This is a genomic window from Sphingobium aquiterrae (genome assembly GCF_037154135.1).
GTDB lineage: Bacteria > Pseudomonadota > Alphaproteobacteria > Sphingomonadales > Sphingomonadaceae > Sphingobium > Sphingobium aquiterrae.
Map to the genome: position 1 here is coordinate 127,311 of NZ_JBANFL010000013.1, position 24,240 is coordinate 151,550.

Annotated in this window: 21 protein-coding genes; 12 read left to right on the forward strand and 9 right to left on the reverse strand. The window is 62.6% G+C overall.

Going from position 1 to position 24,240, the window contains the following annotated elements:
* Positions 1–52: 52 nt before the first annotated feature.
* On the reverse strand, positions 53–2,965 hold the full coding sequence (gene uvrA / locus WFP78_RS15135) for an excinuclease ABC subunit UvrA (protein ID WP_336963979.1): 2,913 nt from the start codon (positions 2,963–2,965) through the stop codon (positions 53–55).
* A gap of 910 nt (positions 2,966–3,875) precedes the next feature.
* Here uvrA and WFP78_RS15140 point away from each other — a divergent pair.
* Positions 3,876–4,223, forward strand: coding sequence for a UrcA family protein (locus WFP78_RS15140; protein WP_336963982.1), 348 nt, complete (start codon positions 3,876–3,878; stop codon positions 4,221–4,223).
* Positions 4,224–4,324: 101 nt separating this feature from the next.
* Here the strand turns inward: WFP78_RS15140 and WFP78_RS15145 are convergent, their stop codons facing one another.
* Together WFP78_RS15145 and WFP78_RS15150 are read right to left on the reverse strand one after the other, a co-directional pair.
* Positions 4,325–5,119 (reverse strand): LytR/AlgR family response regulator transcription factor, encoded by a 795-nt coding sequence (locus tag WFP78_RS15145; protein ID WP_336963985.1) that lies wholly within the window; start codon positions 5,117–5,119, stop codon positions 4,325–4,327.
* Positions 5,120–5,123: 4 nt separating this feature from the next.
* Entirely contained in the window at positions 5,124–6,254 is a 1,131-nt protein-coding gene (locus tag WFP78_RS15150; protein WP_336963987.1) for a sensor histidine kinase, read from the reverse strand.
* 146 nt (positions 6,255–6,400) lie between these two features.
* Here WFP78_RS15150 and WFP78_RS15155 point away from each other — a divergent pair, with 146 nt between their 5' ends.
* Positions 6,401–6,634, forward strand: coding sequence for a hypothetical protein (locus tag WFP78_RS15155; protein WP_336963991.1), 234 nt, complete (start codon positions 6,401–6,403; stop codon positions 6,632–6,634).
* A 331-nt stretch (positions 6,635–6,965) separates the two neighbouring features.
* Positions 6,966–7,523, forward strand: a complete 558-nt coding sequence (locus tag WFP78_RS15160) for a hypothetical protein (protein WP_336964049.1) — start codon at positions 6,966–6,968, stop codon at positions 7,521–7,523.
* A 358-nt stretch (positions 7,524–7,881) separates the two neighbouring features.
* Here WFP78_RS15160 and WFP78_RS15165 read toward each other — a convergent pair whose 3' ends face one another.
* From WFP78_RS15165 to WFP78_RS15175, 3 genes are read right to left on the reverse strand one after another with little or no spacing between them, the layout of a single operon-like run.
* On the reverse strand, positions 7,882–8,976 hold the full coding sequence (locus tag WFP78_RS15165) for a DUF4238 domain-containing protein (RefSeq protein ID WP_336963994.1): 1,095 nt from the start codon (positions 8,974–8,976) through the stop codon (positions 7,882–7,884).
* Positions 8,977–9,000: 24 nt separating this feature from the next.
* Positions 9,001–9,429: a hypothetical protein gene (locus WFP78_RS15170; RefSeq protein ID WP_336963997.1), complete on the reverse strand. Its 429-nt coding sequence runs from the start codon at positions 9,427–9,429 to the stop codon at positions 9,001–9,003.
* Positions 9,430–9,447: 18 nt separating this feature from the next.
* Positions 9,448–10,458 (reverse strand): hypothetical protein, encoded by a 1,011-nt coding sequence (locus WFP78_RS15175; RefSeq protein ID WP_336963999.1) that lies wholly within the window; start codon positions 10,456–10,458, stop codon positions 9,448–9,450.
* 400 nt (positions 10,459–10,858) lie between these two features.
* Here WFP78_RS15175 and WFP78_RS15180 point away from each other — a divergent pair, with 400 nt between their 5' ends.
* The 6 genes from WFP78_RS15180 to WFP78_RS15205 all read left to right on the forward strand — a co-directional run bounded on the left by WFP78_RS15180 (position 10,859) and on the right by WFP78_RS15205 (position 18,171).
* Positions 10,859–11,983 (forward strand): hypothetical protein, encoded by a 1,125-nt coding sequence (locus tag WFP78_RS15180; protein WP_336964002.1) that lies wholly within the window; start codon positions 10,859–10,861, stop codon positions 11,981–11,983.
* 73 nt (positions 11,984–12,056) lie between these two features.
* Positions 12,057–13,166, forward strand: coding sequence for a DNA sulfur modification protein DndB (gene dndB, locus WFP78_RS15185; RefSeq protein ID WP_336964004.1), 1,110 nt, complete (start codon positions 12,057–12,059; stop codon positions 13,164–13,166).
* On the forward strand, positions 13,166–14,629 hold the full coding sequence (dndC, locus tag WFP78_RS15190) for a DNA phosphorothioation system sulfurtransferase DndC (protein WP_336964006.1): 1,464 nt from the start codon (positions 13,166–13,168) through the stop codon (positions 14,627–14,629). Before dndB ends, dndC begins: the two co-directional genes overlap by 1 nt.
* Positions 14,626–16,632: a DNA sulfur modification protein DndD gene (gene dndD, locus WFP78_RS15195; protein ID WP_336964008.1), complete on the forward strand. Its 2,007-nt coding sequence runs from the start codon at positions 14,626–14,628 to the stop codon at positions 16,630–16,632. The genes dndC and dndD overlap by 4 nt, the downstream gene beginning before the upstream one ends.
* On the forward strand, positions 16,613–16,987 hold the full coding sequence (gene dndE, locus WFP78_RS15200) for a DNA sulfur modification protein DndE (RefSeq protein WP_336964011.1): 375 nt from the start codon (positions 16,613–16,615) through the stop codon (positions 16,985–16,987). The genes dndD and dndE overlap by 20 nt, the downstream gene beginning before the upstream one ends.
* Positions 16,984–18,171 (forward strand): cysteine desulfurase family protein, encoded by a 1,188-nt coding sequence (locus WFP78_RS15205; protein ID WP_336964013.1) that lies wholly within the window; start codon positions 16,984–16,986, stop codon positions 18,169–18,171. Before dndE ends, WFP78_RS15205 begins: the two co-directional genes overlap by 4 nt.
* 56 nt (positions 18,172–18,227) lie before the next feature.
* Here WFP78_RS15205 and WFP78_RS15210 read toward each other — a convergent pair whose 3' ends face one another.
* Positions 18,228–19,613: a hypothetical protein gene (locus WFP78_RS15210; RefSeq protein WP_336964017.1), complete on the reverse strand. Its 1,386-nt coding sequence runs from the start codon at positions 19,611–19,613 to the stop codon at positions 18,228–18,230.
* A gap of 289 nt (positions 19,614–19,902) precedes the next feature.
* On the opposite strand from WFP78_RS15210, the gene WFP78_RS15215 reads away from it, so the two are divergent.
* The gene (locus WFP78_RS15215) at positions 19,903–20,472 is read left to right on the forward strand and encodes a hypothetical protein (RefSeq protein WP_336964020.1); all 570 of its coding nucleotides are present in this window, start codon (positions 19,903–19,905) and stop codon (positions 20,470–20,472) included.
* Entirely contained in the window at positions 20,472–21,779 is a 1,308-nt protein-coding gene (locus tag WFP78_RS15220) for a DGQHR domain-containing protein (protein WP_336964023.1), read from the forward strand. The genes WFP78_RS15215 and WFP78_RS15220 overlap by 1 nt, the downstream gene beginning before the upstream one ends.
* A 136-nt stretch (positions 21,780–21,915) precedes the next feature.
* Here WFP78_RS15220 and WFP78_RS15225 read toward each other — a convergent pair whose 3' ends face one another.
* Together WFP78_RS15225 and WFP78_RS15230 are read right to left on the reverse strand one after the other, a co-directional pair.
* The gene (locus WFP78_RS15225; protein ID WP_336964026.1) at positions 21,916–22,836 is read right to left on the reverse strand and encodes a nucleotidyl transferase AbiEii/AbiGii toxin family protein; all 921 of its coding nucleotides are present in this window, start codon (positions 22,834–22,836) and stop codon (positions 21,916–21,918) included.
* Entirely contained in the window at positions 22,833–23,441 is a 609-nt protein-coding gene (locus tag WFP78_RS15230; RefSeq protein WP_336964029.1) for a type IV toxin-antitoxin system AbiEi family antitoxin domain-containing protein, read from the reverse strand. Before WFP78_RS15230 ends, WFP78_RS15225 begins: the two co-directional genes overlap by 4 nt.
* 448 nt (positions 23,442–23,889) lie before the next feature.
* Here WFP78_RS15230 and WFP78_RS15235 point away from each other — a divergent pair.
* Positions 23,890–24,240 (forward strand): ParB N-terminal domain-containing protein (locus tag WFP78_RS15235; RefSeq protein WP_336964032.1); only part of this gene is annotated, 351 nt, incomplete at its 3' end.

Genomic DNA, 24,240 nt, shown 5'->3' on the forward strand with positions numbered 1-24,240 from the left:
GCTGGTGAATGGAACGAACAGGATTTTCCGGCTTCCGCTCCAATCGCACTTCTCACGCCGCCGCCACGCTCTCCAGCCCCAGCAACGGTGCCAGATAATGGCCGGTAAAGCTCCGGGGCTCCTTCGCCACCTTCTCCGGTGTGCCTTCGGCGACGACTTCGCCGCCCTTCACGCCGCCTTCCGGGCCCATGTCGATGATCCAGTCGGCGGTCTTGATGACGTCGAGATTATGTTCGATCACGACGACGCTGTTGCCCTGTTCGACCAGGGCGTGGAGCACTTCCAGCAATTTGCGGACATCCTCGAAATGGAGGCCGGTGGTCGGTTCGTCCAGGATATAGAGGGTGTTGCCGGTGGCGCGCCGGGAGAGTTCCTTGGCGAGCTTTACCCGCTGGGCCTCGCCGCCCGAGAGCGTCGTCGCCTGCTGGCCGACCTTCACATAGCCGAGGCCGACTTCCGCCAGCATCGCCATCTTGTCGCGGATCGGCGGCACCGCCTTGAAGAATTCCACCGCATCCTCGACCGTCATGTCGAGCACGTCGGCGATCGACATCCCCTTGAACTTCACCTCCAGGGTTTCGCGATTATAGCGCGCGCCGTGGCAGACGTCGCAGGTGACATAGACGTCGGGCAGGAAGTGCATCTCGATCTTCAGCACGCCGTCGCCCTGGCATGCCTCGCACCGGCCGCCCTTGACGTTGAAGCTGAAGCGGCCCGGCTTGTAGCCGCGCGCCTGGCTTTCGGGGAGGCCCGCGAACCAGTCGCGGATATTGGTGAAGGCGCCGGTATAGGTGGCCGGGTTGGAGCGCGGGGTGCGGCCGATGGGCGACTGGTCGATGTCGATCACCTTGTCGCAATGTTCCAGCCCCGTCACCTTGTCATGCGCGCCGGCGATGATGCGGGCGCCGTTGAGGGCGCGGGCGCTCGCGGCATAGAGCGTGTCGATGGTGAAGCTGGACTTGCCCGATCCCGACACGCCGGTGATGCAGGTAAAGGTGCCGAGCGGGATCGCCGCGGTGACGCTGCGCAGATTGTTGGCGCGGGCATTGTGGACGGTCAGTTTCTTGCCCGATCCCTTGCGGCGCTTTTTGGGCACCTCGATCCGGCGGGTGCCGTTCAGATAATCGGCGGTCAGGCTGTCCTTGTGCGCGAGGATGTCGGCCAGCGTGCCCTGCGCGACGATGGAGCCGCCATGCACGCCCGCGCCCGGCCCCATGTCGACAATATAGTCGGCGGTGCGGATCGCGTCCTCGTCATGCTCCACCACGATGACGCTGTTGCCAAGGTCGCGCAGGCGCTTGAGGGTGATGAGCAGCCGGTCGTTGTCGCGCTGGTGCAGGCCGATGCTGGGCTCGTCCAGCACATAGAGCACGCCCGACAGGCCGGAGCCGATCTGCGAGGCGAGGCGGATGCGCTGGCTCTCGCCGCCCGACAGCGTGCCCGAGGTGCGGTCGAGGTTGAGATAATCCAGGCCGACATTGTTGAGGAAGCCAAGCCGCTCTACGATTTCTTTGAGGATAGCGCGGGCGATCTGGTTCTGCTGGTCGGTGAGCTTGCCCGGCATGGCGGTGAAGAAGGCGAGCGCATCCACCACCGAGCGGCGGGTGGAGAGCGAGATATCCTCGCCCGCGATCTTCACGGCCAGCGCTTCGGGCTTCAGGCGCGCGCCGCCGCAGGTCTCGCACGGCATGGCGGTCTGATATTTGGACAGTTCCTCGCGCATCCAGGCGCTTTCGGTCTGGAGCAGACGACGGTTGAGGTTGCCGATCACGCCCTCGAACGCCTTCTTCACCTCATAGCTCTTCTTGCCGTCGACAAAGCGCAGGGTGACGGGCTTGCCGCCGGTGCCGTGCAGGATGATGAGCTTCACCTCGCCGGGCAGATCCTGCCACGGCGTTTCGAGGGAGAAGCCGAATTCCTTCGCGAGGGAGCCGAGCACCTGCATATAATAAGGGCTGGGCGGGTTGGACTTGGCCCAGGGAACGACGGCACCTTTTTTGAGGCTGAGCGCTTCGTTGGGGACGACCAGTTCGGGGTCGAACTCCTGCCGCTCGCCAAGGCCGTCGCACGCCGGGCAGGCGCCCTGGGGGGCGTTGAAGGAGAAGAGGCGCGGCTCGATCTCCGATATGGTGAAGCCGCTGACCGGGCAGGCGAATTTTTCGGATAAGACGATGCGGTTGGCGGGGATGCCGCTGTTCTTCATCTTGCCTGCGGATTCCGCTTCGCTCTCGCGTCCTGGGACAACGCCATCGGCCAGATCGACAAAGGCGAGGCCCTCGGCCAGCTTGAGCGCCTGTTCGAAGCTGTCGGCAAGGCGGGTGGACATCTCCGCATTCACCGCGAGGCGATCGACCACCACCTCGATGTCATGCTTGTATTTCTTGTCGAGCGCCGGGGCGTCCTCGATCAGATACATCTCGCCATCGATGCGCACGCGGGTGAAGCCGGCCTTCTGCCATTCCGCCAGCTCCTTGCGATATTCGCCCTTGCGGCCGCGCACGACCGGCGCGAGCAGGTAGAAGCGCGTACCCTCCGGCAGGGCCATGACGCGGTCCACCATCTGGCTGACGGTCTGCGCGCTGATCGGCAGGCCCGTGGCGGGGGAATAGGGAATGCCGACCCGCGCCCACAGGAGCCGCATATAGTCGTAGATTTCCGTGACGGTCGCGACCGTGGAGCGCGGGTTGCGGCTGGTCGTCTTCTGCTCGATGGAGATGGCGGGGGAGAGGCCTTCGATATGCTCGACATCGGGCTTCTGCATCATCTCCAGGAACTGGCGCGCATAGGCGGAGAGCGACTCCACATAGCGGCGCTGCCCCTCGGCATAGATGGTGTCGAAGGCGAGCGAGCTTTTGCCCGATCCCGACAGGCCGGTGATGACGATCAGGCTGTCGCGCGGCAGATCGACGTCGACGCCCTTGAGATTATGTTCGCGCGCGCCACGCACGCTGATGTGAGTCAGCATCGGATGGACCGGGGCGTGAGAATGTGAGTCAGCATGAGTTGACTTGTTCCATATTTGTTCTTTTAGGGCAAGGGCGGTTTCGTGGTGCAATATGGCGGCAGGGGTGCCGGGCCGCAAGGCGGCGCGGCCGCGGGGCGATATGGGCGAGGGGGCCGGGGCGGGCGCGGCGCGGGCTGGCATCGGGGCAAAGAAAAACTATCGCATGCCGTAACGTCAATGGATTGACCGGCCATGCCCGCGCCGGCATGTGCGATGCACCCTGCGTTCGTCGTCGCCAGATGGCTGTTGGTCGAACCGGATGTCATTGGCCGATCCTGGGCGCGGAAAGTCGATACGGGAATGAAAGGGGCGTGCCGTCAGGCTAGTCAGGAGCGGCGGCGGGATACCCCGACCCCCACCCGACCCGCCGTCGCTCCATCGTCACCGTCCCGTCATCCGGGCGTGCGAGGGGGCCATCCCAGCGAGGAGGCCGGCTGAATCCGACCGTTTCGCAGGCAGATTTCAGTGATCCTGCGTGCCCGACAGCAACAGGATGCGCCCCCGGTCATCCCTTGCACCGGGGGCGCTCATATCTCTCCCCCTTCCTCCCGCTATGCGCAGTCGCCGCGCCCGGTGCCGCCGATGCCGCGCCATCGTGGCGCGTGGCATTTTCCGTTACGGAATAAACGGATTTTCCGCGCCGCCCGACGTTCGTCGCCGCCGGCTTGTCGTTTGTCGACATATCTGTCGCCTGCCGAAACGCACCGCCGTCAGTCGAAGCGCGACTGCATCGAATCCCGGCCCGTCATACACCGGCGATGCGGATCGATCGAAGCCCCCGACATGCGGTCGATCTGCTCCGTATCGACGGCCCAGCCCCCGGGCGCCGGCACGGAACCCACCGGATAATGATATGTGAGGAGACCCCCCAATGTTCGCCCCCATCAAATTCACCGCCCTTGCCGCCAGCACCCTGTCGCTGGCTTTTGCCGCCCCCGCTTTTGCAGACAGCGCGCCGGCCAAGGCACCGCAGGCCCGCGTCCACCATGCGGACCTCGACCTGACCAGCGCGAAGGATGTCGAGCGCCTGAAGATGCGCATCCGCCGGGCCTCGGGCGGCGTGTGCGCCCAATATCAGGGCACGTCTTTCTTCAAGTGCCAGGACCAGACGATCGCCAATACGGAACCGATGATCGCCAAGGCCATCGCCCGTGCCGAAACCAGGGCCCGCTATGCCGATGCCGGCACCTCGGGCGCCCGGGTGCAGGTCGGCAACTGATCCTTTCCGCCTTCGCGCAATACCAGAACCCCCGGCGTGCCCACGCCGGGGGTTCTGTGCTGTTGCCGATGCATCGTTGGTGAGGTCGCAGCGCAAGGGGCTCAGCGCCCGGCAAGCGCCTTTGCCGTGTTGAGGTAGCTGCGGCCGATGCGGATATCCTCGCCCTCGGCAAGGCAGGCGTACCACACGCCGCTGCCGTCATGGCGCAGCCGGGCGATATGGCCGCGGCGGACGATGTGCGATCGGTGCAGGCGGATGAAGTGCTGCGGGTCCAGCCGCTGTTCCAGCGCGCTGATCGTCTGGTGCAGCAGATAGCTGTGCGGGCCGACATGCAGGCGCATATAGTCGCGTTCCGCCTCGATCCGGTCGATCTGGTCGGTGCCGATGCGGATCAGTTCCGAACGGTGGGGCACCCAGAATTCCTCCGCCCATGCCGATGCCGGCACGCCGGCCGGCGACGGAAGCGCCTCGTCGCGGGCGCCCAGCGCCAGCGCGACGCGGTCGATGGCGCGGGTCAGCCGGTCCTGCGCGACGGGTTTGAGCAGATAGTCGATGGCGGCAAGGTCGAACGCCTCGACCGCGAAGCCTTCGAAGGCGGTGACGAAGATGATCGCCGGGCGGATGCCGAGCCGGCCCACGGCGCGGGCCACGCCCAGACCGTCGAGCAGCGGCATGGCGATGTCGAGCAGCAGCAGATCGGGCGCCAGCCCCTCCACCATGCGCAGGGCGGCCTCGCCATCCGATGCGGTGCCGACCAGCGCGATCCGGGGTTCGCGGGCGCACAGGATCTGGAGGCGCTCGATGGCGAGCGGTTCGTCGTCGACGATCATGGTGCGGATGGATGGCGTCTGGATGGGCGCTGGCTGGCCGGGTGCCGGCTGGATCGGCGTCGTCATGCGATCAGCATCCCTGTCGCACCATGGGCATGGTCAGCCGCGTGACATAGCCATGATCCGGGCCGCCATCGCCGGGCTGGACGATGGCGAGCCGGCCATCGGCGCCGAAGCGGGCCGCCAGCCGATCCCGCACATTGGCAAGGCCGATGCCATTGCCTTCATACAGGCTCGCGCTGCCCGGCGCGGCGGCGCCATCGTCATGCACGCTGACATTGAGCAAGCCATCTTCCTCCCAGGCGCGGATCGTGACGGTGACGGGGCGTGTCGTCCGCGATACGCCATATTTGATGGCGTTTTCAACGAGCGGCTGCAGGATGAGGCCGGGCACGCAGCAATCGGCCAGCGCGGGGGGGATGTCGATCACCACCCGCAGCCGGTCGGGAAAGCGCACCGTCTCGATCTCCAGATAAAGCTGCTGCAGCTGGACTTCCTCCGACAGCGGCACGTCGTCCAGCGGATCGCCGGTCAGGCTGGTGCGGTAGAAGTTGGAGAGGGAGAGGATCATGCGCTCGGCCTCGTCGCGCTTGTCCGTCATCACCAGGCTGGACAGGGAGTTGAGCGTGTTGAACAGGAAATGCGGGTTCACCTGATAGCGCAGCGAGCGCAGTTCCGATTGCTGCGCGGCCTGTTCCAGGCGGGAGGCGTGGCGCTCTATCCGGCGGGCCTCCGCGGCATAGGACAGGGCAAGGTAGAGCGCGGCCCAGGCGGCGAGGAAGAAATAGCGGCCCAGCGCCACCTCCACGATTTCCTGCAGCGCATAGCCCTGTTCGGCGAGCGAATTATGCCGCTCCAGATCCTGGAACAGGCCCGCCGGATCGTAGAGGTTGAACATGTAGAAATTGACGAAGGCGATGGCGAAGGCGCCGGGCACCGCCGCCAGGAAGGCGACGACGATCCGCATCCACAGCGCGCTGCGATCGAACTGGCGCAGGATCAGGTACATGACCCAGGTGATGACGATGCCGATAATGGTGACGATGCCGCGCCTGATCGCCATTTCCCCCTGCGCCTCGAACCCCATCACGGTGGCGCGCACGGTGACGAGCGACATGTAGAAGAGCCAGAAGCCGAGGATGGAGAACAAAGCGAGGGTCGGGGAAACGCCGTTTTCACCCTCTTGCGGTGGAACTGTCATTCCATCCTCATATGCCCTCTACATGCTGCTGTCGCCCCTCTCGCCCGGCGCCGGTCGAAAAAGCCCCGATGTTGGTCGATCCGGCCCGATGCGCCCGGGGGAACTCCCGGTCGTCGCAGCCGTTGGAACGGAAGAGGAGAAATGAGATGGGCGATCAGAAACTGATTCGGCCGAACCGCGACAATGAACCTCCCGAGCGCCCGAGCGACGCGCAGGACCATGTGTTGTCCGACGAGGAAAGCCTGGAGGAAGGGCTGATGGATTCGATGGATGCCTCCGACCCGGCATCTTCGACGCAGCCGAGCCACCATGGCGAACCCGTGCCCTCATCGGGGTTTCACGAGGAGGATGACGAGGTCGGCGACGAAAGCGACAGTTGAGGCTGATCCGTTGGACGATGCGACCGGCAGGGGCGGCGGCGGACATGCGCGGCCGGGCGGGCGTGTGTTGCGTGACATCCGATGCGAGCCGCGCGCGCCAGCATCCTGATGTCGCATCCTTTTTACAGAAGCGCGGTTCAGCGCAGCCAAAACCGGTGCCCGCTTTTCCAGATGACGCCCCCGAACCCTGTCGTGCAATCGACATTTTTATGTTGCACCGCACAAGAATTTCTGATTCCATGTGAACGTCAGCCGAACAGGCGCTTAATGCTTCGGTAACTATGTTGGGCGCATATTTGGCCTGTCTGGACTTACAGTCGGAGGCATGAGCATGGGTACGGGCATGGGATCGAAACCTGCGGATGGCGCGATCACCCTCGCAGAAATGCGGGAATTCGCGAGTTTTCCGGCATCCACCCAGCGCTATATCCGGCGCTCCCTCGACATCGGCCTGCATCGTCGCGACGCGATGAAGCTGTGGTCGCGCGATCTGGTGGAAGAGGCCAGCATCCGGGCGCAGGCGCGCATCTATCACCGGCTGGACGAGATCAAGTCCATGGTCCCCGACGACAGCGGGCTGGAACAGGTGGAGCCGTTCATGGCGCCGCTCGTCACCGTCTCCGCCTTCGACCTGGGGCAGGACAGGCTGAACGGCTTTTCCGCCTATCGTTTCCTCTATGAACGGCTGATCGGCGCGGGCGCGCGGCCCTGGCTCCCCGGCGCCTTCTGCGCGGCGGCGAGCCTGCCGCATCTCCACCCCGAAAAGCGGCGCATCCTGCTGCAGTCGATCAGCGAGGCGGCGGCGACGGCGGCGGGCTGGTCCAACCGCGAGCCGAGCTTCTACCCGGAATGGGTGGAAAAAGTGGATACGAGCAAGGCGCCGAACTGATCGGCCATCGGGCGGTTTCCGTTTGCGCGGAATCCGCCCCTTGCTGTCGGCCCCATGTTGCTAGGCCGTCAACTGAATCCGCCTGATTGTCTTTTGTTTTCCGTATTCTGCGCACCGTCGACTGTTCCAGCCGACTTCAGACAGCTCTAGGCGATGGGCGTTTCGTTCCGCCGATAGCGGAAATACCAGACCTTGAGAATAAAATTCTCATAAAATGTTGAATTATCATCCGAAAATTGCGAATTTGAAGCTGTAGAGTTCTGCAATGTAATCACCGGGTAATCACCATTTTTGCCAGGTGTGCTTACCCTGCCGACAATCAGGATCGCCTCTGGGCTCACCTTCACGGAAAGCTTATTTAACGAGGCGCGTAGCAATCGCCGAACCGGTCGAACGCTCGGTCTACGCGAGCGACACGGTCACCGTCCCGAAATGGTGGTATCTCCCATGGAGCGAGCAGCTTCGGTGCCGGCAGGGTAGAGGTGAAGAATGACAGATCGAGCGATACCGCCGACGGAGCCTCGCCCGATCCCTGCCGTGTCCGCACTTCGGTATCCGACCTATCGACGATTTCTTCCCGGAAGACCGTTCGCTCTGCGCGGCGGCGCGACGCCCAATGGACTGCCGCTGACTGCAATGTCTTCTCGAGCATATCAGGGGATGCCAACAGCACCGCGTGAGCTGCTTCCCACTGAAGATCGTTGATCAGGGCAATCTGCTCATCATCATCGACTTTCAGGATGCCCCTTGGGTCCGTCTGCACGGTGTACGCGACGCTGTCGAAACCAATGAGAGCGATCCGTGGCCCCAGGGGTAGGAACAGTTGCAACCCCACATTGGCGTAACCGGTGACACTAATATGCTGACCTTCATATAGCCTGTTGTGAAGGACGACGGGGGTGTCGGACGCGATGAAGGGTGTATCGCTACCGTTCTGAAGGAGGACGAACGTAAGATCGGCGAGGAGGCTGGCGCCGATCGTCGCGTAGCCCACCACCTCGGAAACCGCATTCGTGCGCTTGATCCTCACGCAGTCGAGCGCAGCCAGGATTTCGCTATTCCCTTCCAGCTCCGCCTTGCGACGGAGGATTGATTTAGCGACCTTTTCCGAGCCTTCATTGTGCTGTTCGACTGCGCCAACCGTCCGGGCGTGCTGCATGCCGAGATAGAAGATCAGCCATTCATGATCCTGGCTCCCTGGCATCGGCAGCCGGTTCTGATGGACCGCTTCGGCGAAGATTCTCGAAGCGTGACCTTCGATGTGGCCAAACGCCCGCTCTGCGCGCGGGTCTTTGCCGTAAAAGTAGTCGCGACAGGCCTGGCCACGGATTGGCGCATTGGGAATGAACTTGGCGCGGTCGATGACATACACGCCGATCCGGTTGTCACCGGCGCGCGCGAACAGACGCATGTACATCTGCGGCACATAATGATGGCTCTTATGTTCGGGCACCCCGGGCACCTTTCAGCTGCGCGGTCAAAATGGAATCACGCCGGCCCGATACAGTGCGATCACTTCATCGCGGTCCACGAAATTACGTCCGGTCTCGACCGACCAATCGGGATATTCATCGAGCAGGAATCCGTCGGCCAGCGCGCCTATGATAGGCCCGCGGCCTGGGAACTGATGAGAGGTCAGATCATAAATCAGATCGCCAACCATGACCCACAGATGGTGTCCATGCCGGCGATCGGTGCCCTTGATGATCCTGACGTTCTCAAGGCCATATTTTGCTTCCAGCAGGAAGGTGAGAATGAGCGACACACTCTCGCAGCTATTTGCCGGGTACGAACTGCCAAGAGGGTATCTGAACAACCGTTCCTGACGATTCAGTTCTAAAAAAGCCAACAACGCCTCTGCTGAGCGATCAAGATGTGCCTTCGTCGGCTGCTCACCTTCTGTCATCGCGCCTACCTCTCGCGCTCAGGAGAGAGTGATCTTCGGCGCTTTGCCGGAAGAAATCGAAAAGCGGCGCAGTGCGATCGACAGAGATGCCAATGATCTCTCCAAATCAGGCGGGATTGGCCCTTCCGGCAGAACCAGTGTTCGCTTGACGCCTGGCACCGCATCGGCGGAGTGGCTGATAAGTTGGCCGATCGCGGTATAGATCGACTGTCGATCGACGCTTGTTTTGATCTCATAGATTTCCGTCATGGACTGGCCCGTGCGGACATAGAGGTCGATCAGTTTGCTGTTCAGGACGCGCTCGCCATTGGCGCAGCGGGCCTGCCGTTCCTCGAACAGCCGTTCGACGATGTCGCCATGGTAGGAAATATAATCGATTTCCGAGCGCCGTCGTCCATGTCGTCGGCCGGAGCCTTCGCTTTTGAAATTCTCCCACTCGGCGATCGCCTGCCGCACGTCCGGGTTGTCAAGTTCGCCACGGGCGACGGCATCCTTGAAACCTTTGACAAGTTGGACAAAGCGCCAAAGGCGAGCGGCCATATCGTTGGAATCGACCCGGCCGATGACGATGCCTGCCCTGTCATCGCCGTCGTCGCGACTGACGTCCTCAAGCGTTGCCTTCGACCATGCAAGAAAGGCACTGCGCCCGACGCCGGCCTTGCCGCCGCCGATGCTGCCATCGTGCATGAGATAGACTTCGTTGGTTACCGGGTCGCGAGCGAAAAACCCGGCCACCCGTGCGGAATTGGATGTGGTCGGGATATTGATCTCGACAGTGATGATTTGCGCGTGCCGCTTAGGGTCGAAGACCCCAAAGGCATTCCAGCGCCGGGGAATGGCAGCGTCATCCACCTTGCCGAACGCTGCCCACAACTCGCCAAGGCCGTTCGCATAGAGGCGTTCATCGACATTCCCGCTCGGGAAGCCGATATTCCGCACGCCTTGATCCGTCAGATGCTGGCGAACCGATACCTCCAGCGCCTTTTGCGCGGCCCGCTTCTTGCCCGCATCTTCAACCATCAATAGCATTGCATGTCCCCTCCCTATGGCGAGGATCTGTAATCCCCCATTATTCCTTCACAGTTCGACAGGCGCTGCGCAATGTTTGAGTAGACATGAGCAATCTGACTATCATGATCTGAACTGCACCAACCACCTGCTGGTCATGCGGTGCCGAAACCACAATGATCTCCCCTCCTTCTGACACGCGCTGACGATGACGCCGAGTGCGCGGTCGGCTCAGTCTCGTCATCGCTTTGCTCCGAGTTCAATCGAATGTACGTAATAGAAATCGAAAGATCGGCGCATGCCAAGACGTCAGGTACAGCAGGCGTCGTCTAGCGTAGAGAAACATAGCGTCGGTGGCATTCGACGCGTCGCAGGCGACGCGTCGAGCTGATGGCAATCAGCATTGCGCGTGGAGCGAGTCGTGAACGGGGAGGCAAAGAAGACTCCGAAGTTTGATCTTCTCATGGCGGCAGCTGCGTTCGCTCGCGAAAGCGGCGTGGCACTAAACGACCCTACGCTGATCACGCAGTTCCTGGCGGCCGCCGGGGGAACCCTCACGGCGGCTCTGCAATCCCACACACTGGTCCATGGCAAACGCGTCGAGAATCTGTTCGAGGCAATGGTGGTCAGCCTCGGCGGATATTCGCTGCTGAAGGTCGAGGATCTCGGGCGCGTCCACGCCCCGCGACACCTGCGGGCGCCAGACTTCCGCGTTGTTCTCAAGGATGGCAGGCAATGGCTCGTCGAGGTCAAGAATGTTCGGTGCAAGGACCCGAAGCGTCAGCGCACCAAGCTGAGCGCTGCCTATATGCGCACGCTGGACGATTACGCGGCGTTGGTCGGTGCGCCGCTATACTTGGCAATCTACTGGTCGCTCTGGAAAATCTGGACGCTGGTGCCGCCGGCCCGGTTTCGGATGCCGGGTGGCGGTGTCCACATCTCCATGGAAGGAGCGATGATGGCCAACGCGCTTGGCTGCCTCGGCGATGTGTCGCTCAATACCGTTGCCCCGCTCCGACTCATGTTCGCGGGGACGCAGGAGGAGCCTCTTATGCTGGATGGCGAAGGGTTGCCCGAAAACCGCGTGCCCGTAGCGAAAATATTCAGTCGGAACGTCGAGCTGATCGACCCCAAGGATCGTCAGCTGGCGATGGTGCTGATGCAATATGGCGAATGGCCGATCAGCGGCCCGAACCCGGTTCCGAACGATCCTGCCGGAGCGGTCGAGTTTATCGCCGAACCCGTCGAGCCCTCCGATGAAGGATATGACGGGATCGGCACGGCAAGCCGCATCTTCTCCCGCTATTTTTCGAGCCAGACGATCGCCGGCGATCAGGTGATCCAGTTGCACGGCGCGCCGGTGCCGCAATGGTTTGCGCCAATCGCCAGTTGGGATTTCAAAGGCAGCCGTTTGCCGCTTTGGGTGTTCCGGATGCAGCCGAAGGTCGATGAGCCCGCATCATCCGATAGCGTCCTCGACCCACCGCAACCTACTAGCGCTGGGACTCCGGGCAGGATAATACAGGAAAGTCCAAGCAGGAAATAACAAACTTCCTGCGGCAAAAATTTGACTTCCAAAGAACGTGACACTAACTTCCACTCAGGCTTGAGGGGTTGATGTGGAAGCAAATTGTTACGAGTTCACTGCCATCCGCGGCGTTCAAGCCGGTGCGGCCTATTTTGTCATCATGGTGCCGTTGAAGCTGGTTCCGCGAATCTTTCGATTCGACGATGAGGCGATTCCCGCGCCGCTGCGCGCGCAGCGGACGCTGAATCGTGCGCGGGTGCCGGCCATCGCGCGCTACATCACCGAGCACTCGACGGAATATATCCTGTCGTCTTTGTGCGCCTGCATCGATGGCGAGATGACTTTCGAGGCGGCGGCCGACGATGGACCGCTTCGCTCGGTCGGCCGCCTGAAGATCGGCATGTCGGCCACCATCCTTATCAATGACGGCCAGCACCGCCGCGCGGCGATCGAGGAAGCGATCAAGGAGCGCCCGCACCTTGGCGACGAGACCATTTCCGTCGTCGTGTTCGCGGATCGTGGGCTCCAGCGCAGCCAGCAGATGTTCGCCGATCTCAATATGCATGCCGTCCGCCCCACCGCGTCAATCCGGCTTCTTTACAATCATCGTGATGCGCTGGCGCGGTTGTCGCGGGCCGTGGTCGGTGCCGTCCCGCTCTTCCGGGACTTCACTGATCTCGAAAAAACCAGCATTTCGAACCGATCGCTCAAGCTGTTCACGCTGAGCAGCGTCCACCAGGCAACGGCCGAATTGATCGGCAAGTCACGCTCCGGCAAGGTCGCGCCCGAAGACGAAGCGCTTGCCATTCGCTTCTGGAACGGCGTCATTGCTCAGATGCCGGACTGGCAGCGGGTCGCCACGCGCGATGTCGCTGCGAGCGAGCTGCGCCGCGACTATGTCCATGCGCATGGTGTCGCCGTACAGGCGATCGCTAATGCTGGCGCGCGGTTGATTGCCGCGTATCCGCGAGACTGGGAGAAGCGCCTCTCGGGGCTGCGGAAGGTCGATTGGTCGCGCGCCAACACAGTGCTCTGGGAAGGCCGAGCGCTTATCGCGGGCAAGGTCAACCGTTCGAAGAACAATGTTCTTCTCGTCGCCAATGTCATCAGCGAGACCCTCGGTTTGAAACTTGGCGCCGAAGGCGAGGCGCTCGAACGCGCCGTCCGCGGCGAAGCCGCACCCAAGGCGAAGGTGGCCTGATGTCGGATCTTATCATCGCTACCGATCCGATCGCGATCCTCAAGAACGAGGTTCGCGAAATCTATCTAAGCGACCAGCGCCCCTGGGTGATCGGCTATAGCGGCGGCAAGGACTCCACCGCGACGCTCCAGCTGATCTGGCTAGCGCTTGCCGATATGCCGCCGGAGGAACGGACCAAGCATATCTACGTGATCAGCTCGGACACGCTGGTCGAAACGCCGGTCATCACCAATTATATCGACCGGTCGCTGAAGAAGATCGGCGAGGAAGCCGAGCGGCTCGGCCTGCCCATCTCGACCCACAAGGTCACGCCGACCACGAAGAACAGCTTCTGGGTCAACCTGATCGGACGCGGCTATCCCGCGCCATCGCGGCGTTTCCGCTGGTGCACCGAGCGTCTAAAAATCGAGCCGGCCAACGATTTCATCAAGAGCCGTGTCGCGGAGTTCGGCGAGGTCGTGATGGTGCTTGGCGTGCGCTCGCAGGAATCGGCCACCCGCGCCCAGGTCATGTCGCTGCACAAGATCAAGGGTTCCAAGCTGTCACGCCATTCGTCGCTGCTGAACGCCTTCGTCTATGCTCCGATCAAGGATTTCTCGACCGACGATGTCTGGGACTTCCTGCTGCAAGTCGAATGCCCGTGGGGCAATGACAATCGCGACCTGGTCGCAATGTACCGAAACGCCCAGGCCGGAGAATGCCCGCTGGTGGTCGACAAGACCACCCCGTCCTGCGGCAACTCGCGCTTTGGCTGCTGGGTCTGCACCGTGGTCGAGCGCGACCGCGCCATGGAGGCGATGATCGAGTCCGGGGAGGACTGGCTCGAACCGCTGCTCGATTTCCGCGACATGCTTGCCGAGACGCAGGACCCCGTCAGAAAGCGTGAGTTCCGCGATTTCCGGCGGAAGAACGGGTCGGTCTCCTTCATCGGCGAAACCGATCGTCCGATGCCCGGGCCCTATATGCTGGCCTTCTGCAAGACGCTGCTGCGGCGCCTGCTAGAAGTCCAGGTGCGCATCCAGAAGGAAGCCCCTGTCGGCGAAGCTCCGCTTCTGATTCTCGACAGCGAGTTGCACGAGATCCGTCGGCTCTGGCGCAGCGAACGTGGCGACTGGGAAGATAGCGTGCCCGCCATCGTGCGCGATGTCCTCGGCCGCGACATCAACTGGGTTATCGAAGATGCGGCAGCGTTCACCACCGAGGACGGCGCGCTGCTCGATGAAGTTTGCCGGGTCCATGACGTGCCGACCGATCTTGTCGTCAAGCTGGTCGACATCGAACGCGCCGCTCATGGACTGAAACGCCGCCATGCCGTTCACACCCGCATTGAAGATGCCCTTCGACAAGAGTGGCGGGATGTCGACACGCTGATCGCGGAGCGGCGCCGGGTGCTCGGTATCGCAGCTGAAACCATCAACGATAGCGACCTCGACCTCGAACCGACAAGCGAGGACGAGCTATGATCCTGCGGACAATCCTCCTCGAAGATTTCGGGCTCTATGCCGGCAGGCAGACGATCGATCTTGCCCCGCGCAAAACCGCTTCACCGCGCCCCATCATCCTGTTCGGCGGCAAGAATGGCGCCGGCAAGACCACCTTGCTCGAAGCGGTCCGCCTTGCGCTCTACGGGCGCCGCGCACTCGGCGCGCGCGTGGGCGAGGGCGAATATCATGCCTATCTGGATGGTCGCATTCACGCCGCGAACCGTGTCGCGGGCGAAGGTCATGCCGCGGTCGGCCTCGAATTTGATTATGCCGAAGCGGGCGTCGTCCACCACTACAAGATTCGTCGGGAGTGGACTGCACGTCGCGGAAAAATCAGCGAAGCGCTGATGCTCGAAAAGGATGGCGCGCCGATCACTTCCGTGCCCAAGGAAGAGTGGGCGCATTTTCTTCAGGAGTTGATCCCACCTGGTGTCTCGCAGCTCTTCTTTTTCGATGGCGAGAAAATCGCGAGCATCGCGGAAGGCGACGATGACGAGGGCCTCGCGGCCGCGATGCGCAGCCTACTTGGCATCGACCTCGTGGGCCGCCTGCGTACCGATCTCGGGTTATACCTCGCCCGGCATAGCCGGGGCGAGGATGCGTCCGCGACCGCTGAGCTCGAGGCAGTGCTGAAAGAGATCGCGCAGGTCGAACGGCGGATCGAAGAGCGGACCGATGCGCTGGCCGACCGGCGCACGCAGCGAGAATCCCATGCCCGTGCCGTCGAAGGCCTGCGCCGTCGCTTCACTGCGGAGGGCGGCGAGATTGCCCTGCGCCGCGACAGCATCGAGGCGCGACGCGACGAGGTGCGGCGCCAGATTGCCCGGCGCGAGGCCGAGCTGAAGGAACTGGCAAACGGCCTGCTCCCCTTTGCCGCCGCACCCAAGTTGGTGGCGCGTTTTCGTCAGGCGCTGTCGGTCAAGTCCGGCGCTGTTTCGCAGACTGCACTCGCGATGATCGAAGCGTCGCTCCTCGCCTGGGTGGAGGAGAACAGCGGACGCTCGTCGCCTTGGCGCGCAGCCCATATCGAGGCGCTGCAGAGCTTCTTCGCCGAGCACCGCGACGACGGATCGAGCGCTGGCGACCCGATGCTTGACGCGCTGGGTGATGCAGCCGGCGCGCAAGCGAGGCTGGCCGACGTCGAGGAGCGTATCCGCCCGTTGATCACCTCTCTCGCCGCCGAGCTCGACGACCTGACCTCGGAATTGCGCGCGATCGACGATAGCCTGACCCGCGCGAACGAAGACGTCACCGTGCCGATCCTGACTGAGATCGAGGCCGCCAGCGGACGTCTGGGAAGTACCGAGGCGCTGCTAGCAGCGGCCGAGGAGGAACTCAGGCTTTTGCGCGGCAACCTCGTCACGCTGGATCGACAGCGCCGGAAGCTCTTGGAAACCCAGGTATCGACGGCCTCTGCGCGCGATCGCTCAGGGCTGGCCGCGCGTGTCGCTAGTGCCCTTGCCGACTATGAGGGCAGGCTCCTCCGGCACAAGGTCGACCAGCTATCGCGCGAGTTCCTGCGCTGCTTCCGCCATCTGCTGCGCAAGCCGGACTTCATCGCCGACATCCGCATCGATCCTTCGACCTTTCAGACTCATCTGATCGCATCCAATGGGCGCGAAGTCGCAAAAGGCGAGCTCTCGGCAGGCGAGAAGCAGGTGTATGCGACCGCGATGCTGTGGGCGCTCGCTCGGACGAGCGGTCGCATGCTGCCGATGATCATCGATACGCCACTCGGCCGCCTCGATCTTGAACACCGCGCCAATCTAGTCGAGCGCTATCTCCCCGCCGCAAGCCATCAGGTTATTGTACTGTCGACCGACAGCGAAATCGGCGACGACCTCTACGCGCGCCTGCGGCCGAGCATCAGCCATAGCTATCGTCTAGACTATGATCCGGATGCCGGATCCACCAGCGTGAGCGATGGCTATTTCGACGAGCAGCCAGGGAAGGGATCGCCGCGTGCGCTACAGCAAGCTTAAGATCTCGATCGATGCGACGAGTAAGCTTCGTTCGCTTCGGCAGCGTACCGGCCTTACACCCAATCTGCTCTGCCGACTGGCTGTCATGTTGTCGCTCGAGGAAGGCCCCTTGGGAGAGATGCCTCTCCCCGATGAAGAGGGCATGGAATTCAACGCCTATACGCTGACCGGCGATTACAATTCCTTGATCGGGGCCATGCTGCGCTTCGTGGAGCAATCCGCCATTGCGGAGTCCTTGTCAGACGAGGACGTGCTGGTGCGATTCCGTGCCCACATCCATCGCGGCGTCGGGACCCTGTCGGTGCGGACACGCAGCCCCGCCGATGTCGCGCGTCTGATCGCGGAGGCGGCATGACGGCGCAGCGGCAGGCTGAGCCGACGCCTGCGATAGAGCCCATCTATCTCGATCATAACGCCACCACTCCCCTCGATCCGGCAGTGCTGCGCGCCATGCTGCCCTATTTCACGGAAACCTTCGGCAACCCGGCATCGATCGAGCACAGCCACGGCAATGCGGCCGCCCTGGCGGTCGAGCACGCCCGTGGCGAGATCGCGGCCCTGATCGGCGCGCGTCCGGCCGAGATCATCTTCACGGGCAGTTGCACCGAGTCCAATAATCTCGCGATCCTGGGCTTCGCCGAAGCCAATCCCGACAAGCGCCATCTCGTCACGAGCCTGATCGAGCATCCCGCCGTGCTCGAACCGGCACGGCAACTCGAACAGCGTGGCTGGAAGGTCACCTATCTCCCGGTGAGCACGGATGGCCTAGTCGACCCCGACGCTGTCTCGAACGCGATCGACGAGGGCACGGGCCTCGTATCGATCATGGCGGCGAACAACGAAGTCGGGACACTTCAACCGCTGCGCGCGATCGGAACGATCTGCGCCGAGCGAAGTGTCACCTTCCACAGCGATCTTGCCCAAGCCCTCACCAGCACCGAGGTCGATGTCGACCGCGACAACATCCACATGGCAAGCTTGTCGGCACACAAGCTCTACGGTCCCAAGGGGATCGGCGCGCTCTATATTCGTTCGCGGCGCCCGCGCGTACGCCTTGCACCGCTTCACTTCGGGGGCGGACAGGAGCGCGGCCTTCGGCCCGGAACCCTCAACGTCCCATTGATCGCCGGATTTGGTGAGGCCGCAGCGATTGCCAGACAGTCGGCGAATACCGAGCGCGCAAGGCTGCGTGGCCTCTGTGATGGGTTTCTCGACCGGCTAGGCGAGGCTCTGCCCGGAGTGCAGCTCAATGGCGATCCCGAGCGGCGCCTGCCGATGCTGTCCTTGAGCATCGAGGGGGTTGAACCGCTCGCGCTGCTGCGGCGCCTGCGTGATGACGTCAGCATTTCGGCCTCCAGCGCCTGCTCAACCGATAAGATCGAGACCAGCCATGTGTTGCTTGCGCTTTTCGGGGATACCAAGCGCGCGCGGCAGGCGTTCCGGGTGACCCCCGGCCGGTTTACGACAGCGATCATGATGGACGCGGCCTGCGATGCGATGATCGCGGCCGTGCGCGGCCTGCAGAGCGTGCGCGGCTGACACGAAAAAGCGGCGCCGGGCATGGCCCGGCGCCGCCATCATCATGGTCGGTCCGATCAGATCTGGTTCGTTGCCTTTAGCTGCGCGATCAGATTCTCGTTGAGCGCGCTCTCGAACAGCGTCTGTACCAGCGCATAGGCGCCCGTCGCCTTGCCGACCTTTGCGGGATCATAGCCCTGGCCCTGAATGATCGTCCAATAGGTGCGCATGACCTTTTCCAGATTGGCGATGATGAAGGCATCGGGCGCTGTCTTCCACGACAGCTCCCCGTCCTTGAATTCCATCAGGGCCGACAAGGCATAGACGATCGGGTACACGAAGCCGTCGGGATAATCATACTCGACCTCCTTCTGGTAGAATTTGGTCGATGCCGGCTTGGCGAGGTACTTCTTCTTGTTTTCTTTGTGCTTGTCGGTGCCGTTCCACAAGCGGACACAGCTCATGCCGCCGAAGCGCGAGCTGACCTTGTTGTAAGCGTCGGGTAGCCGCGCATAGACCAGATCATAGAGCCGCGGGATGTCCTTCATCATTTTGAGCGCGCTCTGGATGCTCGGGTGCGTGATCTCGACGATGTCACCTTTCACCGATTCAGCGACGCCGTCGGTTTCCAGCAGATCGTCGAACAGTTGGACGCACTGGCCCTTCTGCGAGAAGATGATCGTTGGGTTCTTGCGGATCGCGGCTGTCGGCAGATCCTCCGGTAGGACGGACAGCGGAATGAGCGACAGGGCGATCAAGTCGCGCGCCTTCAGGCGGCCGCCGGCATTGGCTTTCCACTCGACATCGACCTCGATCTGGGGATCGAGGTTCTTCTTGATCTCGTCATAACCGCCGCGCTTGTTGGTCTTGGTCTCCTCGGTCAGCTGGGCGTTGTTGTTGCGCGCTGCGTTGATCCGGAGGATCTTCTCCTGGAAATATTCCTCGGCACCGTCACCGGTCGCCGGGAAGATCACCTCGACCGGAATCCGCACGTCGGGCAAATCCTTCTTGCGCAGTTCGATCGTTTCGCGGTGATCCTGCCAGACGGTGCGCAGATCATCCCACCGCCGGATCTTCTTCGCGATAGCCTCGCCGTCATCGAGCAGGGTCCGCACGATGAAGCGGCCATTGGCGAACGTATTGTGGCCGCCGTCGAGAATGCCCTCGAGCTGCGGATCTTCGAACGTGATGCGATAGCGGTCGCGTTCGAGCGTCTCGACCCGCCGCGCGCCAATCAGCACGCCCTTGGTCATGAAGTGGAAGATGTCGGGTTCGGTCTCGAGGCTTTCCTCGATGTCGTCGGTGACCATGCTCTTCTTGGCCTGGCGCGGATTGGCATCCAGATCAGCGATGGTGATGAGATCGACAAAGGCCGCGAGGCCGACATTGCCCACGAGTTTGTTCAAGCCATAGCTCTGCTGGCTTGCGTCGTGGATTCGAACGATCAGGGAATTGTCTTGCATTTTTCATCTCTCGTTTAGCCAACGAGAGACCGGCCAGGACGGCACAGGCACCTCAGGCATCATGCCTGGGGCGATTTCCTTACCAACCAACCAGCCTCACCAGGCGGTTTCAACAGCGTCCCATCCGGGACTTAATGACCTCCATCCGGAGATCGGCTTCGTAACGACCACAGTCACGGGTCACCTGTCAAGAGGTTCCGCAGGCAGGAACCTTTAAGTTGACGCTGCCGTCGTGCTCACCGAGACAGTCGCAATTGATCGACAACGCGAGACGAATCAGGGAACGGGGATGGACGAGACTAGTCAGGATTTGGGGGCTTTTCGCTCGCCCAGCCCATGGAATTTGCTTCGAGAGCGGTTGCAAAAGCCGTGCAAGGAGTGGTCGTTCTACATCTTTCTGGGTGTCGGCATCCTGTTTCTCGGCGGTATGGCGATCTGGATCGAGGCCTATCGATTCTTGACCTTCGTTGCGTCCCAGGACCATCCCCACGCCGAACTCTCTGGGATTCGTCTCGCGCTGGCGACGGCCATTCTGGCTATCGCGGGTCCCGCCGCGATGCAGCTGATGTATGCGCTCGATAAGATGGCCACGGTGGTCGCGATTCTTCTGATCGCGGTCGAGCTGGTCCTCGCCATCTACTTGATGGGCTTCGGCTCGCCGGATGGGTGCGGCACAATATTATGGGGCTTCATCGGCCTCGGCCTGGCCGTACTCACATGGTGGCTGGCTAACGGTGGCGACAACATTTTCCAGGATGAAACGCCCGACGACGCTGCCACCGGCGGCAATCCGACCCGGCCCCTGCTTGGAGGAGCGCAGCGTCCGCTTCCCGGCGGCACCAGCAACGTGCAGGTCTGATGCCGATGGCCACGCAATATCCCCTTATCGTACCAGCGTTGCGGATTGATCAACCGATCGGCACATTCTTCGCGGTCGTGCTGAGCGCGCGGACGCTGCTTGACGTGGCCTTCAGCGATGTCGTCGAAGCGCAGCTGGACTCCACGACCGGCACATACGTCGTGGATGGCGCCCAGCGATTGTCCGACCCACGTCGCCTCGACGCGATCAGCCGCTACATCAACCGGATCGACGCCAGCTTTCCAAACTCAATCATATTGGCAGCGAACATTCACGGTTCCGAAGGGCGCATCGAGGGCGACATCGAATCGGACCTGTCCGAAGACGAGACCGAAGAGGATGAGGTCGAGGAGCTCGACCGACGATGGCAGATCACCGTCTTTCCGGCCGTCACTGATGGACCGGCGCAGCAGCCTGAACGGTACGAGCTTCGGATTCCATCGGCGGCCAAGCTCGCCGCCGTCATCGACGGGCAACATCGCTTGTTCGCCTTCGCACGCGCGGAGCAACAGCATCTCGACGATCAGCTTCTGTGCTCTGTCTTCATCGATCTACCCAAGCCGATGCAGGCGCAAATCTTCGCGACGATCAATTCCAACCAGAAGGCCGTCGACAAGAGCCTGACTTATGAGCTGTTCGGGTACAATCTCTCCGACGAGCCCGAGGACCAATGGAGTCCGGAAAAACTGGCGGTGTTCCTTGCGCGTCGCTTGGCAACGGACGACCAATCCGCGCTCAAGGGCAAGGTCGCGGTCGCGCCCGTCAATGATTTCGCGTCCGCGGTGATGATTCCGCGCGGTGATATGAAGCTCTCCTTCGCGGTTATCGTCGGGGGCATCCTCCGGCTGATTAGCTCAAACCCGAAGGAAGACGCCAACACTCTTAAGAAGCGATCGGGCACGAGGCGAAGCGACCTTAGCAGCGGAAAGCCGCCGCTCCGGGACGTCTATCGTACAGGCGACGATGCCCTGCTCTATGCGGCGACGCGCAACTTTCTCAACGCCTGCGATCAGCTCTTCTGGAAGAAGGCACCCGCCAATTCATTCATCCGGAAGACCGTCGGAGTCCAAGCGCTCTTCGACGTCTATCGTGAAATTGCCGGCGACATGTACGCGCAAGGCGTGATGACCGAGGCGGCGTTTCTCGAACGGATGAAGCCTGGGGCGGGAGTGAATTTCGCCGACGAGCGGTTTCAGAACGCATCCGGATCCAACCGCACCGCCATTCGGCGCATCTTGCGGGTGCGATTAGGTCTGTTGCCGGCCACTGAGCTTCCTGTGGGTGACGAGCGCTTCATTGATGCGTGAATCTAGACGCTAGGACCCGATAAATTTTAATCGCCTCCCCCTGTTTGCAAGTCGTTGCGCGTAGTCCATTATCCATTTCTGTTATCTTGCACATCGAAGACACCCGCTAGCTCAATAGCGCTCAGTTTGGGTGGAGCTACCGGGCCACTCTCCTCCAGGGACCGCCAATGGGCCAGTCGCTGGCCAAGGCGGTGCCTTGGCCGAGCGCCAGCACCGGCGGCATCACGAGCGACGCGATTTGCGCCTGGATTGCCGCAAACGGTTCGGGCGCCAACGCGATTTCGGTCCGCCGCAGGAACGCTGTCCATTGGCCCTGTTTTTCGTCGGCGAAGGCGGGCGTGAGCGCCGGGGGCGTCTCGACGGGCAACGGGGTTTGGCGGCGATCGAAGGTCGCTTGGATAGCGCGCGACAGCACGGCGCCATCGAACGCGAACGATCCCGCGATCGCCCAGATGTCGTAGAAATCCTTCAGGCGCGTGTTCAGCATGCCAAGCGCGACCATGGCCTGGAATTTCTCGGCCACGACCGTTTCGGGCGGATAGGCCCGAAGATGCGCGGTCGGCTGGCCGAGCAGCGATGGATACTCGATCTCGATCGCGCCCGGCGTGATCGCGTCGCCATAGCCGATATCGACGTGCATCGGCAGCCGCGCGCCGGCGAGTTCGGCGACGAAGTCGATACGGACGCCGGCATATTCATCCTCGGCACGGGCCGCGGCCGCGCGCAGGGTTTCGGGCCGGAACACGATGCCGTCGTCATCGACCGCGACCGCGAGGATTTCCTGAAAAACCGCCGCGAGCGGCTCGGGCGCGTTCTCGCCCATGCCAAGCAGATCGAGGTCGCCGGTGGCGCGATAGGGGGCGTCCGCCCACAGGCTGAACAGCATCGCGCCCTTGAGCACGAACCGCTCGCGATGCGGTGACAGGCTCAGGCGGAACAGCAGGCGCTCGATGACATAGCGGGTCATCAGCAGCTGTGCGTTTTCGCGGCGCTCGCGGGCGCGCGCCGTCAGCCGGTCGCGCACCGAGATCGCCATGTTCTTCGGCGGCCGGCTCATGTCATCGCTTCGAGGTAGGGCCGGATCACCGATTGGACCCGATCGAGCTGGGCATAACGGTAGACCGCATTGAGGTCCGGCCGGGGTCGGGACTTCATGAAATCGCGCAGGGCCTCGACCGCCACGTCGATACCGATCTTGTTGCGGTGCTTGAAGCAGTCGGCGACGGTTTTGGCCGGTACGGTGATGGGCACGGGAACGCCGTCGATGATGTGTGTCTCCACGCCCGCTGTCAGCGCTTCGCCGCTCGCGCGAACGATCTTCAGCGCCACGGACGGATTGACCGGTGCCCACTCCTTTTGGCCGAGCATCATCCACACCGCATGGGGGATCTGCGTGGTCAGCTCGTGGAACTGCAGCGCCGAGAGCAGGCAGATGACGCCGCGTGGCTGGATACGCACGGCCTCGGCCAGGCTCGTCGCGCTGTCGACGTCCGCATCGGCCAGCTTGTAGAGTCCGCGGCCGACCTGCTGGAGGACGCCTTCGTCACGCAGGCGCTGTAGGGTGGCGCGCGTGACTCCAGCCGCGTCAAAGTCGCGGCCGCGCGCAATGCCGCGGTGACGGACGACCTCCAGGGCCCGTTCTCGATGAGTCGTCGTTTCCATGCGCTTTGATATAAGTCCTCGGTATTTACATGCAATGACCAAGGTTTTGTATCAGAACTGCCGCGGCGTCCATAGCCAACGCTGATCGTGGGGGAAGCCTTCCCCTGACGGCCAGCCTAAATCTGGCCGTACCCCTTCAAGCGGGGACACCCCGCAACGCCCCGCTATCTGTAAATCCGCCCCTGCGGATTTGGGCTTTTTCCGTATCTGCGGAGATCGGGCCAGGGCGTTCGCCGGCCCGATCGCGTTGATCGTGGCACTCCCGCTATGGGGTGGGCGTCGCCTCCCTATAGGCCCGCCGCGCCGGGCCGCAACGCGCGCAGGCGCGCTTACCTCCTCTGCGTTCCGGTCCTTCGGATGCTGCCCGGCTCCGCCGGCGGGCCTGCCGGTCGCTCTTTCGCCGCCCACCCCATTCCGGGGTGTGTGTGGTTTTAGAAGGAGTAGTGTGATGAACGCTGTTACCGAAACCGAAGCCGCCGAGCCTGTGTCGGGCGTCGAGATTTTCGTGCCGCTCGCCAAGCTCAAAAAGTCCCCGTACAATGCCCGAAAGGTGCCGCATGGGGAAGCCGCTATCGAGGCGCTGGCCGCTTCGATGCAGCACAAGGGGCTGATCCAGAACCTTGTCGTGGAGCCGGAAACCAAGGAGGACGGGACGCCGACCGGCTATTACCTCGTCACCGCTGGCGAGGGCCGCAGGCTGGCGATGCTGCTGCGCGCCAAGCGTGTCAATCGGCGTGCAAACGGGACCCCTTATCGGCGCGCAAAAGGGACCCCCTGTCAGGATGGCGGAACGTTGATG